The 21,889-nt window shown below is 34.4% G+C and carries 17 protein-coding genes; 6 read left to right on the top strand and 11 right to left on the bottom strand.

The window, feature by feature from the left end; all coding sequences use genetic code 11:
- Positions 1-89: 89 nt before the first annotated feature.
- Both ACHRV3_RS11070 and ACHRV3_RS11065 read right to left on the bottom strand, forming a co-directional pair.
- Positions 90-2,555, bottom strand: a complete 2,466-nt coding sequence (locus ACHRV3_RS11070; RefSeq protein WP_395434665.1) for a TonB-dependent receptor plug domain-containing protein — start codon at positions 2,553-2,555, stop codon at positions 90-92.
- Between the two features lie 10 nt (positions 2,556-2,565).
- Positions 2,566-4,263 (bottom strand): M23 family metallopeptidase, encoded by a 1,698-nt coding sequence (locus ACHRV3_RS11065; protein ID WP_395434663.1) that lies wholly within the window; start codon positions 4,261-4,263, stop codon positions 2,566-2,568.
- A 180-nt stretch (positions 4,264-4,443) separates the two neighbouring features.
- On the opposite strand from ACHRV3_RS11065, the gene ACHRV3_RS11060 reads away from it, so the two are divergent.
- The 3 genes from ACHRV3_RS11060 to rny all read left to right on the top strand — a co-directional run bounded on the left by ACHRV3_RS11060 (position 4,444) and on the right by rny (position 6,804).
- Positions 4,444-4,734: a hypothetical protein gene (locus ACHRV3_RS11060; RefSeq protein WP_047773949.1), complete on the top strand. Its 291-nt coding sequence runs from the start codon at positions 4,444-4,446 to the stop codon at positions 4,732-4,734.
- Between the two features lie 5 nt (positions 4,735-4,739).
- The gene (locus ACHRV3_RS11055; RefSeq protein ID WP_047773953.1) at positions 4,740-5,033 is read left to right on the top strand and encodes a cell division protein ZapA; all 294 of its coding nucleotides are present in this window, start codon (positions 4,740-4,742) and stop codon (positions 5,031-5,033) included.
- A 208-nt stretch (positions 5,034-5,241) separates the two neighbouring features.
- Positions 5,242-6,804, top strand: coding sequence for a ribonuclease Y (gene rny / locus ACHRV3_RS11050; RefSeq protein WP_047773955.1), 1,563 nt, complete (start codon positions 5,242-5,244; stop codon positions 6,802-6,804).
- A 529-nt stretch (positions 6,805-7,333) separates the two neighbouring features.
- Here rny and ACHRV3_RS11045 read toward each other — a convergent pair.
- The 7 genes from ACHRV3_RS11045 to ACHRV3_RS11015 form a co-directional block, all read right to left on the bottom strand.
- Positions 7,334-8,854 (bottom strand): PAS domain-containing protein, encoded by a 1,521-nt coding sequence (locus ACHRV3_RS11045; RefSeq protein WP_230003101.1) that lies wholly within the window; start codon positions 8,852-8,854, stop codon positions 7,334-7,336.
- Between the two features lie 155 nt (positions 8,855-9,009).
- Entirely contained in the window at positions 9,010-9,906 is an 897-nt protein-coding gene (gene xerD, locus ACHRV3_RS11040; RefSeq protein ID WP_395427291.1) for a site-specific tyrosine recombinase XerD, read from the bottom strand.
- A 77-nt stretch (positions 9,907-9,983) separates the two neighbouring features.
- Positions 9,984-11,531: a hypothetical protein gene (locus tag ACHRV3_RS11035; RefSeq protein ID WP_395434660.1), complete on the bottom strand. Its 1,548-nt coding sequence runs from the start codon at positions 11,529-11,531 to the stop codon at positions 9,984-9,986.
- Positions 11,532-11,969: 438 nt separating this feature from the next.
- The gene (locus ACHRV3_RS11030; RefSeq protein WP_395434658.1) at positions 11,970-12,548 is read right to left on the bottom strand and encodes a porin family protein; all 579 of its coding nucleotides are present in this window, start codon (positions 12,546-12,548) and stop codon (positions 11,970-11,972) included.
- Positions 12,549-12,816: 268 nt separating this feature from the next.
- A complete protein-coding gene (locus ACHRV3_RS11025) occupies positions 12,817-13,425 on the bottom strand; it encodes a porin family protein (RefSeq protein ID WP_395434656.1) in 609 nt (202 codons plus the stop codon).
- Positions 13,426-13,637: 212 nt separating this feature from the next.
- A complete protein-coding gene (locus tag ACHRV3_RS11020; protein WP_395434654.1) occupies positions 13,638-14,246 on the bottom strand; it encodes a porin family protein in 609 nt (202 codons plus the stop codon).
- Between the two features lie 122 nt (positions 14,247-14,368).
- The gene (locus ACHRV3_RS11015; RefSeq protein WP_047773966.1) at positions 14,369-14,968 is read right to left on the bottom strand and encodes a porin family protein; all 600 of its coding nucleotides are present in this window, start codon (positions 14,966-14,968) and stop codon (positions 14,369-14,371) included.
- 457 nt (positions 14,969-15,425) lie between these two features.
- On the opposite strand from ACHRV3_RS11015, the gene ACHRV3_RS11010 reads away from it, so the two are divergent.
- From ACHRV3_RS11010 to ACHRV3_RS11000, 3 genes are all read left to right on the top strand, one after another.
- Positions 15,426-15,986 carry a porin family protein gene (locus ACHRV3_RS11010; protein ID WP_047773968.1) on the top strand — a complete coding sequence of 187 codons (561 nt, stop codon included), beginning with the start codon at positions 15,426-15,428 and terminating at the stop codon, positions 15,984-15,986.
- Between the two features lie 137 nt (positions 15,987-16,123).
- A complete protein-coding gene (gene aroQ / locus ACHRV3_RS11005; RefSeq protein WP_047773970.1) occupies positions 16,124-16,537 on the top strand; it encodes a type II 3-dehydroquinate dehydratase in 414 nt (137 codons plus the stop codon).
- A 71-nt stretch (positions 16,538-16,608) separates the two neighbouring features.
- Entirely contained in the window at positions 16,609-19,098 is a 2,490-nt protein-coding gene (locus ACHRV3_RS11000; protein WP_395434653.1) for a DUF5686 and carboxypeptidase regulatory-like domain-containing protein, read from the top strand.
- A gap of 274 nt (positions 19,099-19,372) precedes the next feature.
- Here ACHRV3_RS11000 and ACHRV3_RS10995 read toward each other — a convergent pair whose 3' ends face one another.
- Positions 19,373-20,248, bottom strand: a complete 876-nt coding sequence (locus ACHRV3_RS10995; RefSeq protein WP_047773973.1) for a cation diffusion facilitator family transporter — start codon at positions 20,246-20,248, stop codon at positions 19,373-19,375.
- A gap of 14 nt (positions 20,249-20,262) precedes the next feature.
- Positions 20,263-21,576 (bottom strand): UDP-N-acetylglucosamine 1-carboxyvinyltransferase, encoded by a 1,314-nt coding sequence (gene murA, locus ACHRV3_RS10990; RefSeq protein ID WP_047773975.1) that lies wholly within the window; start codon positions 21,574-21,576, stop codon positions 20,263-20,265.
- Positions 21,577-21,889 lie beyond the last annotated feature (313 nt).

Below are 21,889 nucleotides of genomic sequence, written 5' to 3'. Positions count from 1 at the left end.
CAATCCCAAAAAAGCCTAAAGCAAAGAATCAAAGATTTTTCATATCAAGAAATCAGACAGAACTGATTTACTTCTTACCAATTCCACAATTACAACCTCGCATTCAGCTTAATATTAAAAACTCTCGAAGTCATATAATTCGGAATGGCGTATTGTGTTTTAGAGTACACATCACGCACCCAAGTATTGGTTATCGCATTTTGATTGTTGAAAAGATTAAAGATTTCAAAACCAACAGACAATTCTTTGAAGTTTTTCAACCAACTTGTTTTAGCTGTTCTGGTACTGCTGTCTACAAAAACTTTCGCAAAACCAATATCTGCCCTGCGGTAATCATTAAGTCTGCTCTGATACAAATACGGGTCAGAATAAGCGGGAGAACCTCCCGGCACACCTGTATTATACACTAAATTCAAATACATTTTAATACTGGGAATATTAGGCATATAATCCTGAAACAACATGGCAAATTTTAATCGTTGATCTGTTGGTCGCGCGATATATCCCTTGTTTTCATAGTTCTCTTCTGTTCTCAAATACCCAAAACTTATCCAGGATTCTGTTCCCGGAACAAACTCTCCATTCAACCTGAAATCAAGACCCTGTGCGTATGCTTTTCCATTGTTATTAGCCACGTAGCGAATACGAACATTATCTACCGAGTACGTATTTACATCCGAAAGTGATTTATAGTACACCTCCGTTACCCATTTAAAAGGACGATCCCACATTTTAAAACTGTAATCGTTACTCAAAACAATATTTATAGACTGCTGTGCTTTTACATTTGGATTCACTACCCCATTTAAATCCCTCAGCTCTCTATAAAAAGGAGGTTGATAATACAATCCACCTGAAAGTCTGAAAACCATATCCATATCCCAATCCGGTTTTATAGCAAACTGAGCCCTCGGACTGAAAACAATTTGATTTTTGCCTTCCTCAGTAGCCCCTTGCACGGACCAGCTCTGAAAACGCGCCCCGATATTATACCAAACCTGATTGGAACCAATTGTCTTTTTCTGATTCCATTGTGCATATCCCGAAAATCTGTTTATCGTATTAAAGTTCGTCGCACGGACATCCTGGTACGGCAACAACAGTCCCGCATAGGGCACATAAGGCTGGTTGTTTTCCGGAAGACCAATAATTGGCGGTCGTATAGAAAACCCAGCCGAATCAATCATTTCCCATTCTGCTATCCGATCCCGAATGGACTCGCGGGTATACTTCATACCAAATTCCAACTGACCATCTATCCATTCCTTAAAACCTTTTATTTCTGCATTTGCAATCAGAGCATCGAGATCGTTTCGGGCATGATTAAGCTGAGAACCTATTCCGCGTGTGAAATCAACATCATCAATAGAAGTTGTCCCATCCGCATTAACGTTTCCTAATCGGTATTGCGCCAAAATATCGAAATGTTCTTTTTCTATGGTATGAAATAAAGAACCTATAAATTTTAAAGTAAAACCTGGCGACACTTTATAAGTTGTTTTCAAAGCACCAAAATAAGTATCATATTGGTCTTTTTCCTGACCCTCATAATAAACCGCGAGCGCCATTGGCTGATCAATTGTTCCAAATTTAGTCTCGCGTGTTAAAGGCTGATATAAATATTTGTTCTGAGAAATATTCCCCAAAAAACTCATTTGCCATTTTTCGGAAATATCATAATTTATGTTCGTCTGAACATCAACAAAAGTGGGGGTGTAATTCGTTTGCGTATCCTGACTGTTTACAAGCAGACTATTATTTCTATATCGGACTCCGGTGACGGCGGACCATTTTTTATTTTTAGAAACTGCATCAACCGATACACTCCCTCCTAACAAACTTGCTTCTAAGGAAGCACCAAACTCCGTAGGTTTTCTGTACGTAATATCCAAAACAGAAGAAAGTTTATCACCAAATTTAGCTTGAAATCCTCCTGCAGAAAAATCAACATTCTGAACTAAGTCAGTATTGGTAAAACTCAAACCTTCCTGTTGTCCCGAACGAATCAAAAAAGGACGGTACACTTCTATTTCGTTTACATAAACCAGATTTTCGTCATAATTCCCACCACGTACCGCATATTGTGTACTCAGTTCATTGTTTGAATTTACACCGGGTAAGGTTTTTAGAATATTCTCGATCCCGGCATTTGCTCCAGGAACCTTTTTAATTGTTGCAGCATCAATAACCGTAATTCCCTGCACCCTCTTTTTATTCTTGGAAGACACGAAAACTTCGCCCATTTGTTCTTCGGAATTACTCATTACAGGATTAAAGACAAAAACTTCATTGGTTTTTAAATTTACCGTAAGACTCATCATTTTTAATGAAATATGAGTAAAGATCAAAGCCACTTTTCTATTGGAAGGAACTTCAACTTCAAAAAAACCATTTGAATCGGTCTGTGAAGCATTTCCTAAAAAGGAAATATTCACACTGGATACAGGTCGTTTTTCACTATCTAAAATGATTCCTTTAACACGGGCTTTTTGCGCAAACGAAACATAACCTATGCACAAAAAAAAGAAGACGAATATTAACTTACTACGATTCAAATGTCTGATTTTATTTTTGTTGACTTCTAAAAAAGTGAGTTTCAAAGGTAGTAGAATTTCCTACATTATCAACTACTTCAATTTTTAAATCATTAGCACCTTCTGCGACAATCCCATCTTCAAAGCGGTGCGTAATTTTTCTCGTTTTATTATCATATTCAAACAATATCCAATTTCCATTTAAATAACCATTATACGATTTAACTCCAGACAAACTGTCCCCGATCGTAAACTGAATTGTTTTCATATCACTGATCCATTTGTCCTGAATTGGTTTTGCGATTCTGATGACCGGTGCTATCGTATCGAGCACCAATCCGAATTGTCCCAGAATTTTTGATTTAGCCGTAAAAACATCATTTTTGCGAATCGTTCCATTGTAACTCTTGCTGTTTCCGCTAAATCTGGCAATAAACAATTTATCTCTGAGTGCTTCCGGATAAGTAGCGTCTTTTATAGTAACGGTAAAATTAGAATGCACCGGAACTACATCTTCATGAATATAAATTCGGTTGTTCTTTACATCAAAATTCAAATTAAAATCCTCATAAAAAGTTCCCGCAGGAAAAAATACGGACATATTGTCTTTTTCGAAATTAGAATCTTTATTATAACGAACGACATACTTTGACGTTATTGGTTCTGCAGTTACTATTGGCGTAGCGGCATCATATTCAACTGGAACCGTCACCGAATTTAAATTCCCATAATAATCCGAAACCTCAATCTTGTAAGTCGATGTCAAATTGGGAGCAACCGGAATAATTCCGCGCAGCGAATCTGTTTTTATAATACTTAAAGCAAAAGGCGTTTTCATAAAAAGCTTCTGAATACGCTGTCCTGATTTTTTATATCTCGGGTAATCGATAAACGCGTTGATAAAGCGCATCTCATCAAATGAGTACGTGTTAAACTGATAGTTGTAATTTTGATTTCCATTTAAAAAAGTGGAGACATTAAAAACACCATTTTTATTAAAAGAAACATCATCGGTATCAACAGCATTAATCCCAAAGCCAATCGCACCATTTGCTTTTACTTTTCCTGCGAGATAGGTTCCGTCTTTCTGAAGTGACAGACTTAATAATAAAGGCTGTTTGGACAGATTCACCACGGTGTTTTCATTTATCGGATAAACCAACAAACTTGAAATCGTTGGTTTTTTTGTGTCTTTTATATTTTGATCAAAGCCAAAAAACATTGGATTAATAACAAATTCAGTTTTAGAATCGCGAAATTCAAAATGCAAATGCGGACCTTCTGAAGACCCCGTATTTCCCGAAAGCGCAATCAATTGTCCTTTTGTAACGGGCAATTCGTTTGGTTTTGGAAACATTTCTATTTCAAAAGAACGTTCCGCATAATGTGTTTTTTGAACATAATCCTGAATCGGACCCAATGTAGTCTGCAAATGTCCGTAAACAGAAGTGTACCCATTGGGGTGTGTGATATAAATACATTTACCGTTACCAAAAGTAGAAATTTTGATTCTGGACACATAACCATCCGCAACGGCGTATACATTTAACCCCTCTCTCTGATTGGTTTTCAAATCGAAACCGGCATGAAAATGATTCGGTCGCAACTCCCCAAAATTACCTGAAAGTTGCATCGGAATATCCAGCGGCGGACGAAAATAATCTTTCGGATATTGCGTCTGAGCACAAATAAAATTAGATAAAAACAGAACAAGTATTGAAAATCTCATAACCAACATTTTTGCTAAGATAAAAAAATATGAGGCCAAAACCGAGTAAAAAGCTACAATAATACAATGAATTGAATTTCATTCAATTGCCTATTTTTAATGTAAAAAAATCGATAAAAAATTGCATTAATAAAAAGGAATACTAACTTTGTATGATTAAGTAATGAATTAGGATTTATAATGAGTGTAATTGCCGAAATAATTGATACTCTTGAATATAAAGTCGAAAAGCTTTTTGAGAAATCAAAGGCACTGGAGAAAAACAATCAGGAATTAAGATTAGAACTAGCCAAAGCTTCGCAAATCATTCAGAAAAAATCTGAAGAAATGGACGCTTTGAGAAAGCAATACGAAACACTTAAGATAGCCAATTCATTGCTGGGCAGTGACAATAATAAGAGAGAGACAAAGCTTAAAATAAATTCATTAATTCGCGAAATTGATTACTGTATAGCACAACTATCAGACTAGGAAACATGGACGAAAAGCTTAGAATTAAAATATCAATTGCAGATCGGGTTTATCCATTAACGGTAGAACCAAATCAGGAAGAGGGACTTAGAAGTGCTTCTAAAAAAATTGATGCTATGATCAAGCAATTCGAAGAAAGTTATGCGGTTCGCGATAAGCAGGATGTATTAGCCATGTGTGCTTTACAATTTGCTTCACAAGTAGAACAAAAACAAATTGATTATAATGTTGATGGTCACGAAACCATCGAAAGAATTAAAAGATTAAATTTACTTTTAGATCAATATCTCGAAAATTAAACGTTCTTTACAAAAACTAAGATACTGCCTACATTAGTTCATTTTTGGTAAACTCAACACTAACAATTTAGAATGAGCGAATCATCACTACTAGAGCATGCCACGCTTTTTTGCGAGGAAACTTGAACAGTGAGTTAGCTCAAAACTTGTCTTTACGAGTTTATTCAAGCAATTAATGTAGGCTTTTTTATATATAAATTTTAACAACATGGACATAATAACGATCATTATTTCAGGTATTATAGGAATTGCGGCAGGGTTTGCAATCGCTAAAATTATCGAAAAAAGCAATATTTCTAATTTAATCAAAAACGCTAAAAAAGAAGCAGCCTCAATTTTAAAAGACGCCAATTTAGAAGCCGAAAACACTAAAAAAGACAAAATTCTTCAGGCAAAAGAACGTTTTATCGAATTAAAATCGGAACACGAACAAGTAATCTTAGCCAGAGATAAAAAGGTAGCTGAAGTTGAAAAAAGAGTTAGAGACAAAGAATCACAAATATCAAATGAGCTTTCTAAAGCTAAAAAAGTAAATGACGATTTCGAAGCTAAAACACAAGAATACAACAACAAAATTGAAGTTTTAGACAAGAAACAAACAGAAGTTGACAAATTACACAAAAGCCAATTACAACAGCTTGAAGTAATTTCAGGACTTTCTGCAGAAGAAGCTAAAGAACAATTAGTAGAAGGTTTAAAAGCCGAAGCTAAGAGCAAAGCAATGTCTCACATTCAGGATACTATTGAAGAGGCAAAACTTACTGCACAGCAAGAAGCTAAAAAAATCATTATCAATACCATTCAAAGAGTTGGAACAGAGGAAGCAGTTGAAAATTGCGTTTCTGTTTTTAACATTGAATCTGACGATGTAAAAGGTAGAATCATCGGACGTGAAGGTCGTAACATTAGAGCTTTAGAAGCTGCAACTGGAGTTGAAATCATCGTTGATGATACACCGGAAGCGATTATTCTTTCTTGTTTTGATCCTGTACGTAGAGAAATTGCCCGTTTGGCTTTACACAAATTGGTGACGGACGGACGTATTCACCCGGCAAGAATTGAAGAAGTTGTAGCTAAAACAGCCAAACAAATTGACGACGAAATTATCGAAGTAGGTAAACGTACTGTTATTGACTTAGGAATTCACGGCTTACACCCTGAATTGATAAAAGTAGTTGGTAGAATGAAATACCGTTCTTCTTACGGACAAAACTTATTGCAACACTCGAGAGAGGTTTCTAAACTTTGTGGTATCATGGCTGCTGAATTAGGTTTGAATGTAAAACTGGCAAAAAGAGCCGGTTTACTTCACGATATTGGTAAAGTACCGGATACAGAAAGCGATTTACCTCACGCCTTATTAGGAATGCAATGGGCAGAAAAGTATGGTGAGAAAGAAGAAGTTTGTAACGCCATTGGAGCACACCACGACGAGATCGAAATGAAATCATTGTTATCGCCAATCGTTCAGGTTTGTGATGCGATTTCAGGTGCAAGACCAGGCGCAAGACGTCAGGTATTGGATTCTTACATTCAACGTTTGAAAGATCTTGAAGAAGTAGCTTACGGATTCAGCGGTGTTAAAAATGCTTACGCTATTCAAGCCGGTAGAGAACTTCGTGTAATCGTAGAAAGCGAAAAAGTTTCTGACGATAACGCTGCCAACTTATCTTTTGAGATTTCTCAAAAAATTCAAACAGAAATGACTTATCCGGGTCAGGTAAAAGTAACTGTAATCAGAGAAACAAGAGCAGTTAATATTGCTAAGTAACCTCCGATTTTATATAACAACAAAGGCTGTCTTGAGAAAGACAGCCTTTGTTGTTTTTACGTAATACCTAAAACCTTGTATAAAATGAGTTTAACTGTTTTTAGTATTGATTTTGCCTCAATTTCCTACACTCCTGTCATTAGGCTAGAAATTGCATTCGGCTCAACGTCAGTACGTGTTTGATTTCTCCTATGGAATTGACACAAGCTGCTCCGTTTAGACTTTCCGCAATCTTGTCATACTGAGGAACAAAGTATCTTCACGACATAATCCGTGAAGTGAAGCTCAACTGTATCGTTTCAGCAAACGGAAATCCTTCGTTCCTCAGGATAACAAACTGTACGGAGTTCCTTGTGTGATTACCGGTGTTTCAGTATAACAAAAAAAGCATCCCTAAATTCTTTATTAATCTAAACAATTTATCACCCACAAGCCCCCGCATAGTTCCCGTTTAAAATTGGAATTTGGAATTTAAAATATTGGAATTTAAACCCCAACTTGGTCTCGGCTGTCCCAAATCACCTAAACCTTAAATATCATTAAATACAATTTTAAAGCTTGTCCCTACTCCTACTTCACTTTCAACAGAGATAGAGCCTTTCATCGCTTCAATTTGATTTCGGGTAATATACAATCCAATTCCGCGTGCTTCGCGATGTTTGTGAAAGGTTTTATACATTCCGAACAAGAGATCACCATAAACGTTCAAATCAATCCCTAAACCGTTATCGGTAATCTTAAGTGATTTAAAACCGTCCGGTTCAATTGCAAAATCAAAAATAATAACAGGGTCCCGATCGGGGTGAGCATACTTTATAGCGTTTGTTGTGAAATTCAATAACACACTTTCAAGATAAGCCGGATTAAAATTGATGCTCACGTATTTGGGAACATTATTTACAATCGAAACATTTTTTTGTCTGTCATGCCCTCTAATGGTAAAAATCGTTTTTTCAATATATTCACTTAACCTCAAAGGAACCACAATGATATTGATATTACTTTGTGTTTTTACAATCTGGGTCAGATTAGAAATAGTTTCATTCAAATCATTGGAAACGGTTCTTAAATGCTCTAACATTTCGTCAACAGTTTGTTTGTTAACATCCGCATCGATAAAGTCTAATATCGATTTTATATTCCCGGCCTGTGTATTTAGATTATGCGAAACAATATGAGAGAAATTCAGCAATCGGCTATTCTGATCACTGTATAATTTCATTGTTTTTATAAGATCCAGTTCTTTTTCTTTTTGCGAAGAGACATCAGTATGCGTTCCGATTACTCGCAAAGGTTTTCCATTCTCATCGCGCTTGATTACCTTTCCTCTGTCAAGTATCCATTTATAATTACCGCTGGACGTCATGACACGATGGTAATTTTCGTAATAGGGAATTTTATTCTCAAAATGATCCTTAATATCTGAATAATACTTAGGAAGATCATCGGGATGCACGATTTTATCCCAACGTTCCGGATCATCAAAAATATCGGTTGACTCCAACTCTAAAATTTTCAATGACAAGGACGAATAAAAAACACGGTTGGTCACCATGTCCCAATCCCAAATACCTGCAGTTGAAGCCTCCAAAGCAAACTGAAAACGTTCCTCAGAAATACGAAGATTCTCTTCTTTCTCTTTTAGATCTGTAATGTCAGAAATATGACCAAAGAAAGCAACACCACCATCTGCAGCTAGTTCGGTTTTAGAAGAAACCTTAAACCAGCGCAATCCTTTTTTAGGCAAGACTGCTCTAAATTCAATCTCCCAAGGCTTTATCTCTTTTCTTGCTTTTACCAAAGACGTAAAAAACAATTCTTTGTCCTGAGCAAATATCCTATCGTAAATAATTAACTTAATATCATTAGTAAAATCACTAGCGGTAAGTTCAAAAATAGCATCCGCAGACTTACTGACAAGTGGAAAAGAATATTTATTATCACGATCAATAATAAATTGAAAAAGTAAATCCGGCATCTCTGCAAACAGCTTTCTGTAAAAATTATTTACCTCTAAGCAATCCTCACTTCCATACAAATCAAAAACCATATATTACTTATTTTATTTAATTTGAACTCCCTACACCCTATTCAAGATAAAAAAGTAAGAAAAATAACCCTATATTTTCCTATATGTAAAATATATACCCAATATATTAAAATTTAAAAAGAAAAACGACAGTTGATCACAATTATTATTCGAAATTATTTTCGGGGATGAAAAGAGTGTATGACTTCTTTCAGAAAACTTCTGTCTAAATGAACGTAAATCTCAGTAGTTGTAATTGACTCATGTCCAAGCATTAACTGAATCGATCTCAAATCAGCTCCATTTTCGAGCAAATGGGTTGCAAATGAATGACGCAAAGTATGTGGACTAATATTTTTATTCAGATTTACTTTTACGGCCAGATCTTTTATAATAGCAAAAATCATGGAACGCGTAAGCTGACTTCCTCTGCGGTTTAAAAACAAAGTATCTTCGTAACCTTTTTTTATATTTAATGTATTTCTAATACTGCTTTGATATATGCGGATGTACTTTTCAGTGAACTTACCAATCGGGACAAAACGCTCTTTATTTCCTTTTCCGGTGATTTTAACAAAACCTTCCTCAAAATACAAATCAGAAATCTTAAGCGACACCAATTCCGAAACCCGGAGTCCACAGCCGTATAAAGTCTCTAAAATAGCACGGTTTCTTTCTCCTTCATTTGAACTCAAATCTATAGCCGCAATTAAGGCATCTATTTCCGTAACAGACAAGGTATCCGGTAATTTCCGTCCTGTTTTTGGGGCCTCAATTAATTCTAACGGGCTGTCTTTTCTGTAATCTTCAAATACTAAATAATTGAAAAAACTTTTCAAACCAGAAATAATCCGGGCCTGAGACCTTGGATTGACTTCTTTTGAAACGTCATAAATAAACTGCTGTACGGTTTCGTCTGTGATTTTCAATGGCGAAACTTCAATACCGTTCGTCTCTAAAAAAAGACACAATCGTCCGATATCGAAACCATAATTTTCAATTGTATTTTTAGACAATCCTCTTTCGATTCGCAAATACGATTGATAATCTTTTATGTAGGTATTCCAATTCATACGTGCAAAGTAAAACATTTTTGGGTATAAAAAAACCTTCCCGGTTAGGGGAAGGTCTATTTATAAAAAACCGAACTCTACTGAACCCTAGTCGGTTCAATTGCTATAGAATACAACCCAGAACTATATTCTCTAGTTTGATAAACTCCAGGACTTGATTCGTTAACAATAATATTATCTGCAAAATTCACAATAACATCACCTAACAAATCATTTCCTTGTGTGAACGTTCTCTGAACTGTACTCGTCGTTATAGTCTTAAGACTAGACCCATATTTTAAACCTACTTTTGTAAGAGTACCAAAAGCAGCATCGATACTAAAATTAGTCGCAAACTCGACACTTCTTGTATCAGTTAAAACAATAGTTTCTGTTAAATCGACCTCTTCAACGTTAATCTTAATAGTAGATGCGTATTGATCAAGATCCCAATTAAAAATTGGAATATTCAAATGTATCGTCTTGATACTATTTATTTTACGATGATAAACATCCCTTCTATTCCATCCCTTCTCAGCCTTTACAAAAGTAAAATCAAATAAATCTCCCAATGGCACATTGAAATATTTTACTATTTCACTTCCTATTCCATTTTTACCATTAACTATTATTCTAATTTTAAACTCAAAACTTCCCTTACTCCAGTTTGAAATTGTAAAGTCGCCAGCCATATTATCCGCTAATGCTTTTTCTGCTATCACTGGATCTCCTGTTTGATCCGCAAGTGAATTAAAAGCTGCGGTAGGATCTCCTAATAATGTAAATGATTTTACAGTTTCTTGGAAATCATACTTAAAAGGCCCTTTAGTTGTCGTTGGTGTGATACCATAATAAATGAAATCTCTATGCCAACCATCAGCAGTAGCATACATATTATAAGCATTAATAATTTTTGTATCTAAAGCAACTGAAGATATGTTACGTGAAGTTTCTTTCTTAGCATTTTTAGATTTATCAAAACAATCATCAATAAATTTAAACTCTATACCACTAGCATTTCTCAAAGACCTAGTTTTTAACTTACCGAATCCCTTGTTCCTTGAGACAACAACCCTTTCATTGTCTTTAATAACAATTACAGGAAAACTAGGAATCTCCTTCGCTTTGATTATATCCTCAGTTCCATCTTCATTTATAATCGGCACATCATTACTTGTTGTTAATGCAATAGCAACTTTAGGTATCTGCTTTTCTGTATCCCAAATACTAGCAGAAAACGAATTTTCAGGTAATTCAGGAACAAAAAATGTAAGCGCAGGATTACTTACTTCAATTAAATTCAATAATGCTTCACTTCCCAAATTTTTAAGTATAATCTCCCTTACAGTAATATTACCCTCCAATCTTTCATCCTTTATCATTTGGTACAAAACCTCATAATCATTATCAAACATTTCTAAAGATTTATTCTTTATCAAATCTCTCAACGCTTTACTCTCGGCTAAGGATTTAACCAAAGACTTACCAAATTCTCTTTTCAAATTTGAATTTGAATCATATAATTTCTCAACACTTGCTTTACTAGCTTCATCACTTGACATCTCCGAGCTATTATCTTTTTCACAACTTGACAAGACTAATAAACAAAAAGAAAACACAACAGACATTTTAAGGCTGTTCATCATAATATAAAATTTTTAATGTTAATTTAAACACAAAATAAAGTAAATACTTTCAAAAATACTATTTGCTTTTATAAGAAAAAAAACAGTCTTAAAGCCCGAATCTACTGAATTTACACATATGCCTGAGAAACAGAAACTCAACATTTATTTGGGAATTTATAAAGATTATAAAAAAAACTTCATAAATACATTTAGATAAAATTCAAATCAATAGCCTTTCTATAAATTCTGAAATCATATACATATAAACTTTGTCATTAAACCAAATCTAACTTTCCTAAAATTGATAAATCACACATTAAAAATCATAACTAATACCAAAATACTCTTCACCTATTCTCCTTACTTTATAGATTAATAAATATTCTCCAAGCTTTAACTTCCAAAAAAAAACCTTCCGGGTTAAGGGAAGGTTTTAACTTGTATTATTTTAATTTACTAGAATTTATAACCTAAAGACAATGCAAGAACGCTGTTCTTAGGGCTGTCAAAATACTCTTCTGTATCTTCAACATTGTAATCTCCTACATTAGACAAACCTACCGTATAACGAAGATTTACAAAAACATTATCTGTAAAGTTATATCCTGCTCCAAAATTAAAGCCTAAATCTACTGATTTGTAAAAATCCTTTGCATCCCTACTTTCTTCTTTTGCAGAAACTAAAAATCCGATCTGCGGACCAGCTTCAACAGTGAACTGTTTAGTTATAAAAAACTTAGCCAAAACAGGAACATTAATATAATTCAGTTTCGCATCGATATCAGAATTCCCAAAAGACTCTAATTTTGCTCCTTGTGTAGAAAACAAAACCTCCGGCTGTATGGCCAATCTCTCTATAATTTTAATCTCAGCAAAACCACCAACGTGGAAACCTACTAAAGATTTAGCATCCCAATAATTTCCTCCCGCAAAGGTTGAAACGTTAAGACCACCCTTTACTCCAAATCTGGTTTTCTGCGCATTTACAAATCCAAATGCCAAAATCGCAACCAATGTTAAAACAATTTTTTTCATTTTTTATTTTGTTAAAGTTTAGAACGCAAACGTATAAAACGCATGTTAAAATTCCTAATAAAAGAATTCAAAAAGCGATTCGAAAATGCACTTCAAAACCAGACCAAATATCTTGCATCATATTGATTTAAAAGGCATTAATCTTACTCATTTCATTAAATAAGTAAGTATACAAAGAACAATATCTGTTAAAAATTTAACAACTAAAATCTTTCAAAATAATTTAATAAATAAAAAAAAACTTCCTGAATCAGGAAGTTTTTAACTTTTAGAATTTGTAACCTACAGATAATAAATAAACACTGTTATAAATTTTATTGCCATCAAGGCTTTTTCCATAAGAAGTGAGGCTTAAATTATATCGAAACCCAACAGATAGATCCTTAGTAAAATCATATCCAGCGCCAAGATTCACTCCTAAATCTAAATCATCATATGAACTTTTCACATCGTCATTTCCTGAAAAAGTACCATTCTCACTTGTCACTTCCCACTTAGATTTAGCCCCTAATAAAAATCTAATCTGAGGACCTGCCTCAATACTAAATTTATCAACAACATAAAACTTAGCCATAACCGGAATATTTAAATAAACTAAACTTGATTTCTCTTTACTTCTAAACCCAAATCCAGAGCCAGATATTTCAGTACACCTACCTTGAGTAGATAACAAAAGTTCCGGTTGAATGGCAAATTGATCCGAAATTTTAATCTCTGCAAACCCTCCAACTTGAAATCCAACTCTTGATGTTGATTGAGTACCATATCCGTTTATTGATGTAAGATTAACACCCCCTTTAATACCAATTCTGGTTTCTTGTGCATTAGAAAATGCGAACGTAATTACTGCCACAGCAGTTAACATTAATTTTTTCATTTATTGTTTTATTCAAATTTCAAAGCGCGAATATAGTAGTAACCCTGTTATAAAATGATTTGTATTTGAAGGAATAAAGCGGTAGTGACAGCAAAAATCAACATTCTAAAACCATCCAACCGATTAAAAAACGGTAACAAAAACCCTCCAAATAACTACCCAAAAAAAAGCCTTCCTGAAACGAGAAGCCTTTTGCGATTTAAAAATAGTTGTTAAAATTTATATCCAGCTGATACTGATAAAACTCTATTATACATTTCATAATTACGCATGTTCTCTCCAAGATTCGAACAACCAATATTATAGCGAATTCCAATAGAAAGATCTTCGGTGAAATCATATCCGGCACCAAAGTTTACACCTAAATCTGCGGCCCTAAGATAACGCTTCAAATCTTCCTCTCCCGATACTCTATTACCATAACTCGTAATTTCTGATGTAGCTCTTGCTCTTGCTAAAAATCCAATTTGAGGACCAGCCTCAATACTAAATTTATCAACCACATAAAACCTGGCCGTTATCGGAATATTTAAATACATTAAATTTATTCTTTTTTCAATTTTATACTCATTGTCAGGCTTAACTATTTCAGTGTGCACACCTTGAGTAGAAAACAAAAGTTCAGGTTGAATAGCGAATCTATCCGTAATTTTAATCTCTAAAAGGCCACCAGCCTGAAATCCAACCCTTGAAGTTGCTCCTTCTGCATCCCCGGTTAATGTAGCAATATTAATACCTCCTTTAATACCAGCTCTGGTTTCTTGTGCATTCGAAAATGCGAACGTAATTACTGCCACAGCAGTTAACATTAATTTTTTCATTTAATTTCTTTTTTGTACAAATTCCAAAGTGCAACTATAGAATTATCACTACTAAAAAATAATTTTGAACCATAAAAAAACCTCCCTGAATCAGGGAGGTTTTGCTATTTTTCAACTATAAATTAGAATTTGTATCCTACAGATAAAGCTAAAACACTGTTTCTAATAGCGATGCTAGGTACATCAAAACCTTCAAATTCTGCATCACCTTTTGGAGTCTTAGCAACACTTGACAAACCAGCTGTATAACGAACACCAACAGAAAGATCTTCTGTAAAGTTGTAACCTGCTCCAACATTGAAACCGAAATCTACTGATTTGTAAAAATCTTTAGCATTTTCTCCATCTGCTTTTGCAGATAACAAAACCCCTAATTGAGGACCTGCCTCAACACTAAACTCCTCAGTTACATAGTACTTAGCTAATACTGGAATATTTAAGTAACTTAAGTTAACATCATATTTATCTGTCTCTTCAAAGAAAGTTTGTTTTACTTTTGCTCCTTGAGCAGAATATAAAAGCTCTGGTTGAATTGCAAATTTGTCACTTAATTTAATTTCTGCGAAACCACCAACATGGAAACCTACCATAGATGAAGCACCTTCGTAATCACCAGTTAAATTAGCAAGGTTAGCTCCACCTTTAACACCAAATCTAGTTTCTTGTGCATTAGAAAATGCGAAAGCCATTACTGCAACAGCAGTTAAAATAATTTTTTTCATTCTACTTTACTTTTTATTTGAATTATAGAGGACAAATATAAAAGCATACTTGTTAAAAAATAATTTGTTTTTTAACAAATAAAGACTTAATAAGACTAAAAAACCTGTTAAAAAAAGCCAATATTTGACACATCCGTAATTTTTACACTTACAAGCCCATATCATAAATTAGTAAGTTTTTACCTCTATTCTATCCTGTCCTCTATAAATAAAACTTAAAAATTATATTACAAAAAAGCGATGGCAAGCAAATAACAGGCCTTAAAAAAAATGTTTTTTTAGCGAAAGTAAATCTTTAACCTTTAGATAATTGAATCATTATTTCAATCAAAAAAAAGATGAAAATTTAAAAAAACATGCGAATTATAGTAATTATTTAATCTAAAATATAATACAATAAAATACTAATTCTGTAGTTTTGACCTATAAAACAACTTTAATTCTAAAAAACAATTTTATGAAAAAGATACTTTTAGCAGCAGTATTGTTCCTAGCTACAACAGCAACAATTCAGGCACAATTTTTACAACTTGGGGTTAAAGCGGGGGTTAATTTCGCAAACCAAACAGGAGGTACCTCTATTGACGCAGGAGGATTTGACAAAGAAGGAATTACAAGCTACCATGCAGGTGTTGTTGCAGAGCTAAAAATCCTTGATAGCTTTTCTATTCAACCCGAACTTTTGTATTCTACGCAAGGTGCAACTTACAAAAATGCTGTTTCAGAGTTTAAAAACGAATTAGGTTATTTATCTATACCGGTTATGGCTAAATTCTATGTAGGTAAATCTTTTAGTATTGAAGCTGGTCCGCAAGCATCATTCTTATTAAGCGAAAAAAATGATTTTGATGTAAAAAATGCAGAAACATTTGATTTCGCACTTAATGCAGGACTTGGATTTAAAATTACTAAAAGTCTTTTTGTTCAAGGACGTTACAGCCTTGGTTTGACTGAAGCTTCAAAAAATGCAGATATTAAAAACTCAACTGTACAATTATCAGCAGGATTTATGTTCTAAAAATAATATCACATACTTTTACCAAAACCGCTCTATTAATTGGAGCGGTTTTTTTATTTTTACCACTCTTGTAAAATGTTTTTTGTGAAATGTAAAATGGCTTCCTTAAAACACCTTAATTAATTTAAAATCAACTTATGAAAATCTGCATTGTTAACGGACCCAATTTGAATCTTTTAGGAAAAAGAGAACCCGAAGTTTACGGAAGTCAAACTTTTGAAGCTTATTTTGAAACATTGCAGGAAAAATATCCAAACATTGAACTTTCTTATTATCAAAGTAACATTGAAGGGGAACTGATTGGCAAAATCCAGGAATGTGGTTTCACATTTGACGGGATTATTTTAAATGCCGGAGCTTATACCCACACCTCTATCGGTTTAGGTGATGCTATGAAAGCGGTTACCACACCTGTTATTGAAGTTCACATCTCAAACACCTATGCTCGTGAGAGTTTCAGACATCAATCGTATTTATCCGGAAATGCTAAGGGTGTAATTTTAGGCTTTGGTTTAAAAAGTTATGAGCTGGCAATTCAGTCATTTTTGTAATACTCTATTTAACAAATCTTTAATAGACTCTCTTTTAAGTTCTCCTATTTTTGCAGGATAACCAACTTTTTATGAGAAACTATACTTTATTAGCCTTTTTACTTTTTTCTCTTTCCAACTTTGCTCAAATCAAAGGAACTATTACCGATGAAAAAGGAAACCCACTACCCTTTGTTTCTGTTTTTGAGGAAAATACGTATACCGGCACCACTTCAAACGAGCAGGGAAAATACCAACTTACTGTAAAAGAAATTGGCAAAAACAAAATTACTTTTCAGTACTTAGGTTTTAAAACCCAAAAAATCACCGTTTCACCTGACACCAAAACCATTGTTCTGGATGTAAAAATGCAGGAAGAAAATTTTGTTTTAAATGAGGTCGTCATCGACCCTAAAAACAATCCTGCCAATGCCATAATCCGAAGTGCCATTGCAAACAAAAAAGAAAACTCCCAAAAAACAGCACGGTATACAGCCGATTTTTACTCAAAGGGAATGTTTAAAATCAAAGATTTACCTAAAAAAATATTAGGTCAAAAAATAGATCTTGGCGCAGATATGGCCTCCAATCTAGACTCAACAGGAACAGGAATTTTGTACTTATCCGAAACCGTTTCCAAGATCACTTTTGAAAAGCCGGACAAATTGAAGGAGAAAATCATAGCTTCTAAAATCTCCGGAAACAACAGAGGTTACAGTTACAATACAGCTGCTTTATCTACTTATGATTTTTACGATAATACTTTAGATTTTGATGTAAAATTAATTTCTCCATTGGCCGATAATGCTTTCAATTATTACAAATACAAACTGGAAGGAACTTTTTTTGATTCCAATAACCAGGAAATAAACAAAATAAAAGTAATCCCAAAACGGGATAAAGAACCTGTTTTTGAAGGCTACATTTATATTGTTGATGATAGTTTTGCACTCTATGCAGTAGATTTTGACATAAAAGGATATCGAATGAAAAACGAACTTACCGAAATTATGACTTTAAAACAAAGCTTTAGTTATCATTCGAAAAATAAAATATGGTCCAAAAATGCCCAAACTTTATCGTTTAAGGCTGGTATCTTTGGCATCAAATTTTCTGCCCATTTCAACTACATTTATTCCAATTATGATTTTCCGGATTCTTTTGCAAAGAAAACGTTTGGGAATGAAATTGTAGCTTTTGAGGCCAACGCCAACAAAAAAGACAACGCTTTTTGGAATGAGATTCGTCCTATTCCGTTAACAATTGAAGAAAGCAACGATTACACCAAAAAAGACAGCATTCAAACCATCAGAAAATCACAGAAATACACCGATTCTGTTGATGCAAAAAACAATAAATTTAAAGTCTTAGATGTATTAACGGGTTACAATTACAAGAATACCTTCAAGCAACATTCTTTTACCTACGATGGTTTATTAGACATTTCTTCCTTAAGTTTTAATACCGTTCAGGGTTTTAATTTCGATACCGGTTTTTCTTTTAAAAAATGGGATGAAGAAAAAGGAAAAAGCACTCTGATAAAAACTACTTTTAATTATGGTTTTTCAGACGAACGATTCCGCGCTACAGCTCAATTTCACCATAAATTCAACAACACAAATTTTGCTACAATCAGTGCTTCGGGAGGAACAAAAGCAGTACAGTTTAATGGCGCGGAACCTATCTCTAAAATTGTAAATTCTGTCAGTTCCTTGTTTTTTAAAGACAATTACATGAAACTCTACAATCTGGAATTTGCTCAAATTAACTATTCGCAAAATGTTGCAAACGGCGTCACTTTGAATGCTAAAATGGCCTATGAACAGCGAAAACCACTTTTTAATACTACCGACTATTCTTTCTTTAAAAGAGATGATATGTACTCTTCTAATAATCCTTTGGCACCAAATGATTATGATGCTCCTGCTTTCAATCAGCATCATGTACTCAAAACCAGCCTAACCACGCAAATTAATTTTGGAAACAAATACATTTCAAGACCCAACGCAAGATTCAATGTTAAGAACGACAAATACCCAACACTGTATTTAACTTACGAAAAAGCCTTTGCGGCAAGCGAGAAAAAGTATGAATTTGACCGAATCGCAACTCTGATACAATATGATTTAGCATTAGCCAATAAAGGTTTACTGGGAACGAGTTTCAGAGCAGGAAAATTCTTTAATGCAGAAAATATTTCTTTTATAGATTACAAACATTTTAACGGAAATCAGACGCATATTGGAACAGCTGATCGCTATCTAAATGTTTTCAACTTAATGCCCTATTACGCAAACAGCACTAACGACAGTTATTTTGAAAGTCATTTAGAATACAATGACACCGGATTTATCATGAATAAAATTCCATTATTGAATCTATTAAAATCAACCTTGAATGTAGGTTTTCACTCCCTGGCGATTCCGGATAGAAAGCCTTATACCGAATTTACCGTTGGTTTAGATAATCTGGGATTTGGGAAATTCAAACTATTCAGAGTAGATTATGTACATTCTTATCAAGGCGGCATCCAACAAAACGGAGTTATTTTTGGACTGAAAATTCTAAATGTGTTGGATTAGGAGGAAGTGGCTAAGGCTCTGAGATTCTGAGGGACTAAGTTTTTGAATTGCTTAACGGTTCTCGACTTCGCTCGAACTGACAAAATGGATTGGGAACTGAGTATCCGAAAGGTTTTACCTTTCATTACTTTAGAAATAGATTTTTTTCTTTAAAAGCGCAAAAAAATAGTGATATCCCACAAGTAACAACATAAAAAAATCCGCTTAATCTTTCAAAGAACAAGCGGATTTTTTTATACTTAGAACCTCAGCATCTTAGTCACTTAGCAACTCCCTAATGATAATCATCCGGCTCAATATGGATTAAAACATTTCCTAATTGAGGAATTACTTCTTTGAGGGTATCCTGTAATTTATGTGATAACTCGTGTCCTTCTTTTACCGAAATTTTTGCCGACACTATAGCATGAAGATCAACATGGTATTGCATTCCTGCTTTTCTGATAAAACATTTTTCTGTTCCTAAAATGCCGTCAACTGTCAAAGAAGTGATGCGAATTTCTTCTACCAAATCGGCGTTTAGATTTTCGTCCATGATTTCACCAAGAGCGGGTCTGAAAATTTTATAGCTGTTGTATAAGATGAAGAAAGCAGCAAAAAGTGCCGCCCAGTCATCGGCAGATTCATAACCTTTTCCCATAATCAAGGCAATTGAAATTCCAACAAATGCCGCAATAGAAGTTATAGCGTCACTGCGATGATGCCAGGCATCTGCCGCCAGAGAGGAACTATTGGTTTGTTTACTGCGTTTCATTACCAATCGGAATGAATATTCCTTCCAGATAATAATCAGGCCTAAAATATACAATGTCCATGATTTTGGTAAATCGTGTGGGGTTTGAATATTGGCAATGCTCTCATACCCAATAATCGTTGCAGAAGTAATTAGAAAGCCAACTACCAAAAAGGTAATCAGAGGTTCGGCACGACCATGTCCGTAAGGGTGATTCTCATCAGCCGGTTTACTTGAATATTTGATTCCGAATAATACCAAACAAGACGAAAATATATCCGTTGTTGATTCGATCGCATCGGCAATCAAGGCATAAGAATTGCCAAAAAAACCTGCCAATCCTTTTACAAGGGCAAGGCAGGTGTTTCCAGCTATACTAAAATAAGTAGCTTTTATAGCTTTTTGTTCATTCGTCATTTGAGATTTTTTAACTATGCTCTCACGATTTTTGCTCCAATAGCTCTTAAACGCTCGTCGATACGCTCGTATCCACGGTCGATTTGTTCTATATTTTGAATTGTACTTGTACCTTTTGCAGATAAAGCAGCAATTAACAATGAGATTCCCGCACGAATATCCGGAGATGACATTGTTGTAGCTTTAAGTTGAGATTCGAAATTATGTCCCATCACCACCGCTCTGTGCGGATCACATAACATAATTTTTGCCCCCATATCAATCAATTTATCAACGAAAAACAAACGGCTTTCGAACATTTTTTGGTGAATCAAAACATCGCCCTTAGCTTGTGTTGCCACCACCAAAACGATACTCAATAAGTCAGGCGTAAATCCTGGCCATGGTGCATCAGCAATAGTTAAGATAGAACCATCAATGTCAGTTTTTACTTCGTACCCATTTGTATGAGCAGGAATGTAAATATCATCACCACGTTTTTCGATTGTAATACCTAATTTTCTGAATGTGTTCGGGATCAAACCTAAATTTTCCCAGCTTACATTTTTGATTGTAATTTCGCTTTTTGTCATAGCTGCAAGACCAATCCAAGAACCGATTTCAATCATATCCGGAAGAATTCTGTGTTCACAACCACCAAGGCTTTCAACACCTTCGATAGTCAGTAAATTAGAACCAACTCCGGTGATTTTAGCTCCCATCGAATTCAACATTTTACATAACTGTTGCAAGTAAGGCTCGCAGGCAGCATTATAAACTGTTGTTACTCCTTTTGCTAAAACTGCTGCCATTACAATATTTGCAGTTCCTGTAACAGAAGCCTCATCAAGTAACATGTCAGTTCCTGTAAGACCTCCTTCCGGAGATTCTACACCATAAAAGTGATCTTCTCTGTTGTATCTGAATTTTGCTCCAAGGTTAATAAAACCTTCAAAGTGTGTATCTAATCTGCGACGACCAATTTTATCTCCTCCCGGTTTTGGAATATATCCTCTTCCGAAACGAGCCAATAACGGCCCAACAATCATGATAGAACCACGAAGTGCTCCACCCTCTTTCTTAAAAGCTTCTGTTTCTAAATACCCAACATTTACCTCATCTGCCTGGAATGTAATAGAACCTGGTTCGTTTCTTTGAATTTTCACCCCTAAATTACCCAACAAAGTGATTAATTTATTGATATCAATAATATCAGGAATGTTATTAATTCTTACCTTTTCTCCTGTTAGAAGCACTGCACATAAAATTTGTAATGCCTCATTTTTTGCTCCTTGCGGAGTGATTTCTCCTTTTAAAGGTATTCCTCCTTCGATTTTAAAAATTCCCATATTCTTTTTTTAGGTTCTGAGGTTCTAAGGTTCTGAGGCACTAAGCTTCTGAAAAAAATCAGGATCTTAGTCTCTTAGCAACTTAGCCGTTTTTTTTATTATTGTTTTCTTTTTAAAGGTTCTAAGATTCTGAGACTCTAAGGTTCTGAGACTCTAAGGTTCTGAGTTTACATCCAAACAAAATCTCAGCAACTTAGTAACTTAGCCTCTTAGCAACTTTTTTTATTATTCTTTTTTAAAGACTCTAAGGTTCTGAGTTCACATTCAAACAAAATCTCAGCAACTTAGTAACTTAGCCTCTTAGCAACTTTCC

The organism is Flavobacterium sp. FlaQc-49 (assembly GCF_044005985.1).
Classification (GTDB): domain Bacteria; phylum Bacteroidota; class Bacteroidia; order Flavobacteriales; family Flavobacteriaceae; genus Flavobacterium; species Flavobacterium cupriresistens.
Note: the sequence above shows the minus strand (reverse complement) of the source record. Positions and strands in the feature narration are given on the sequence as shown.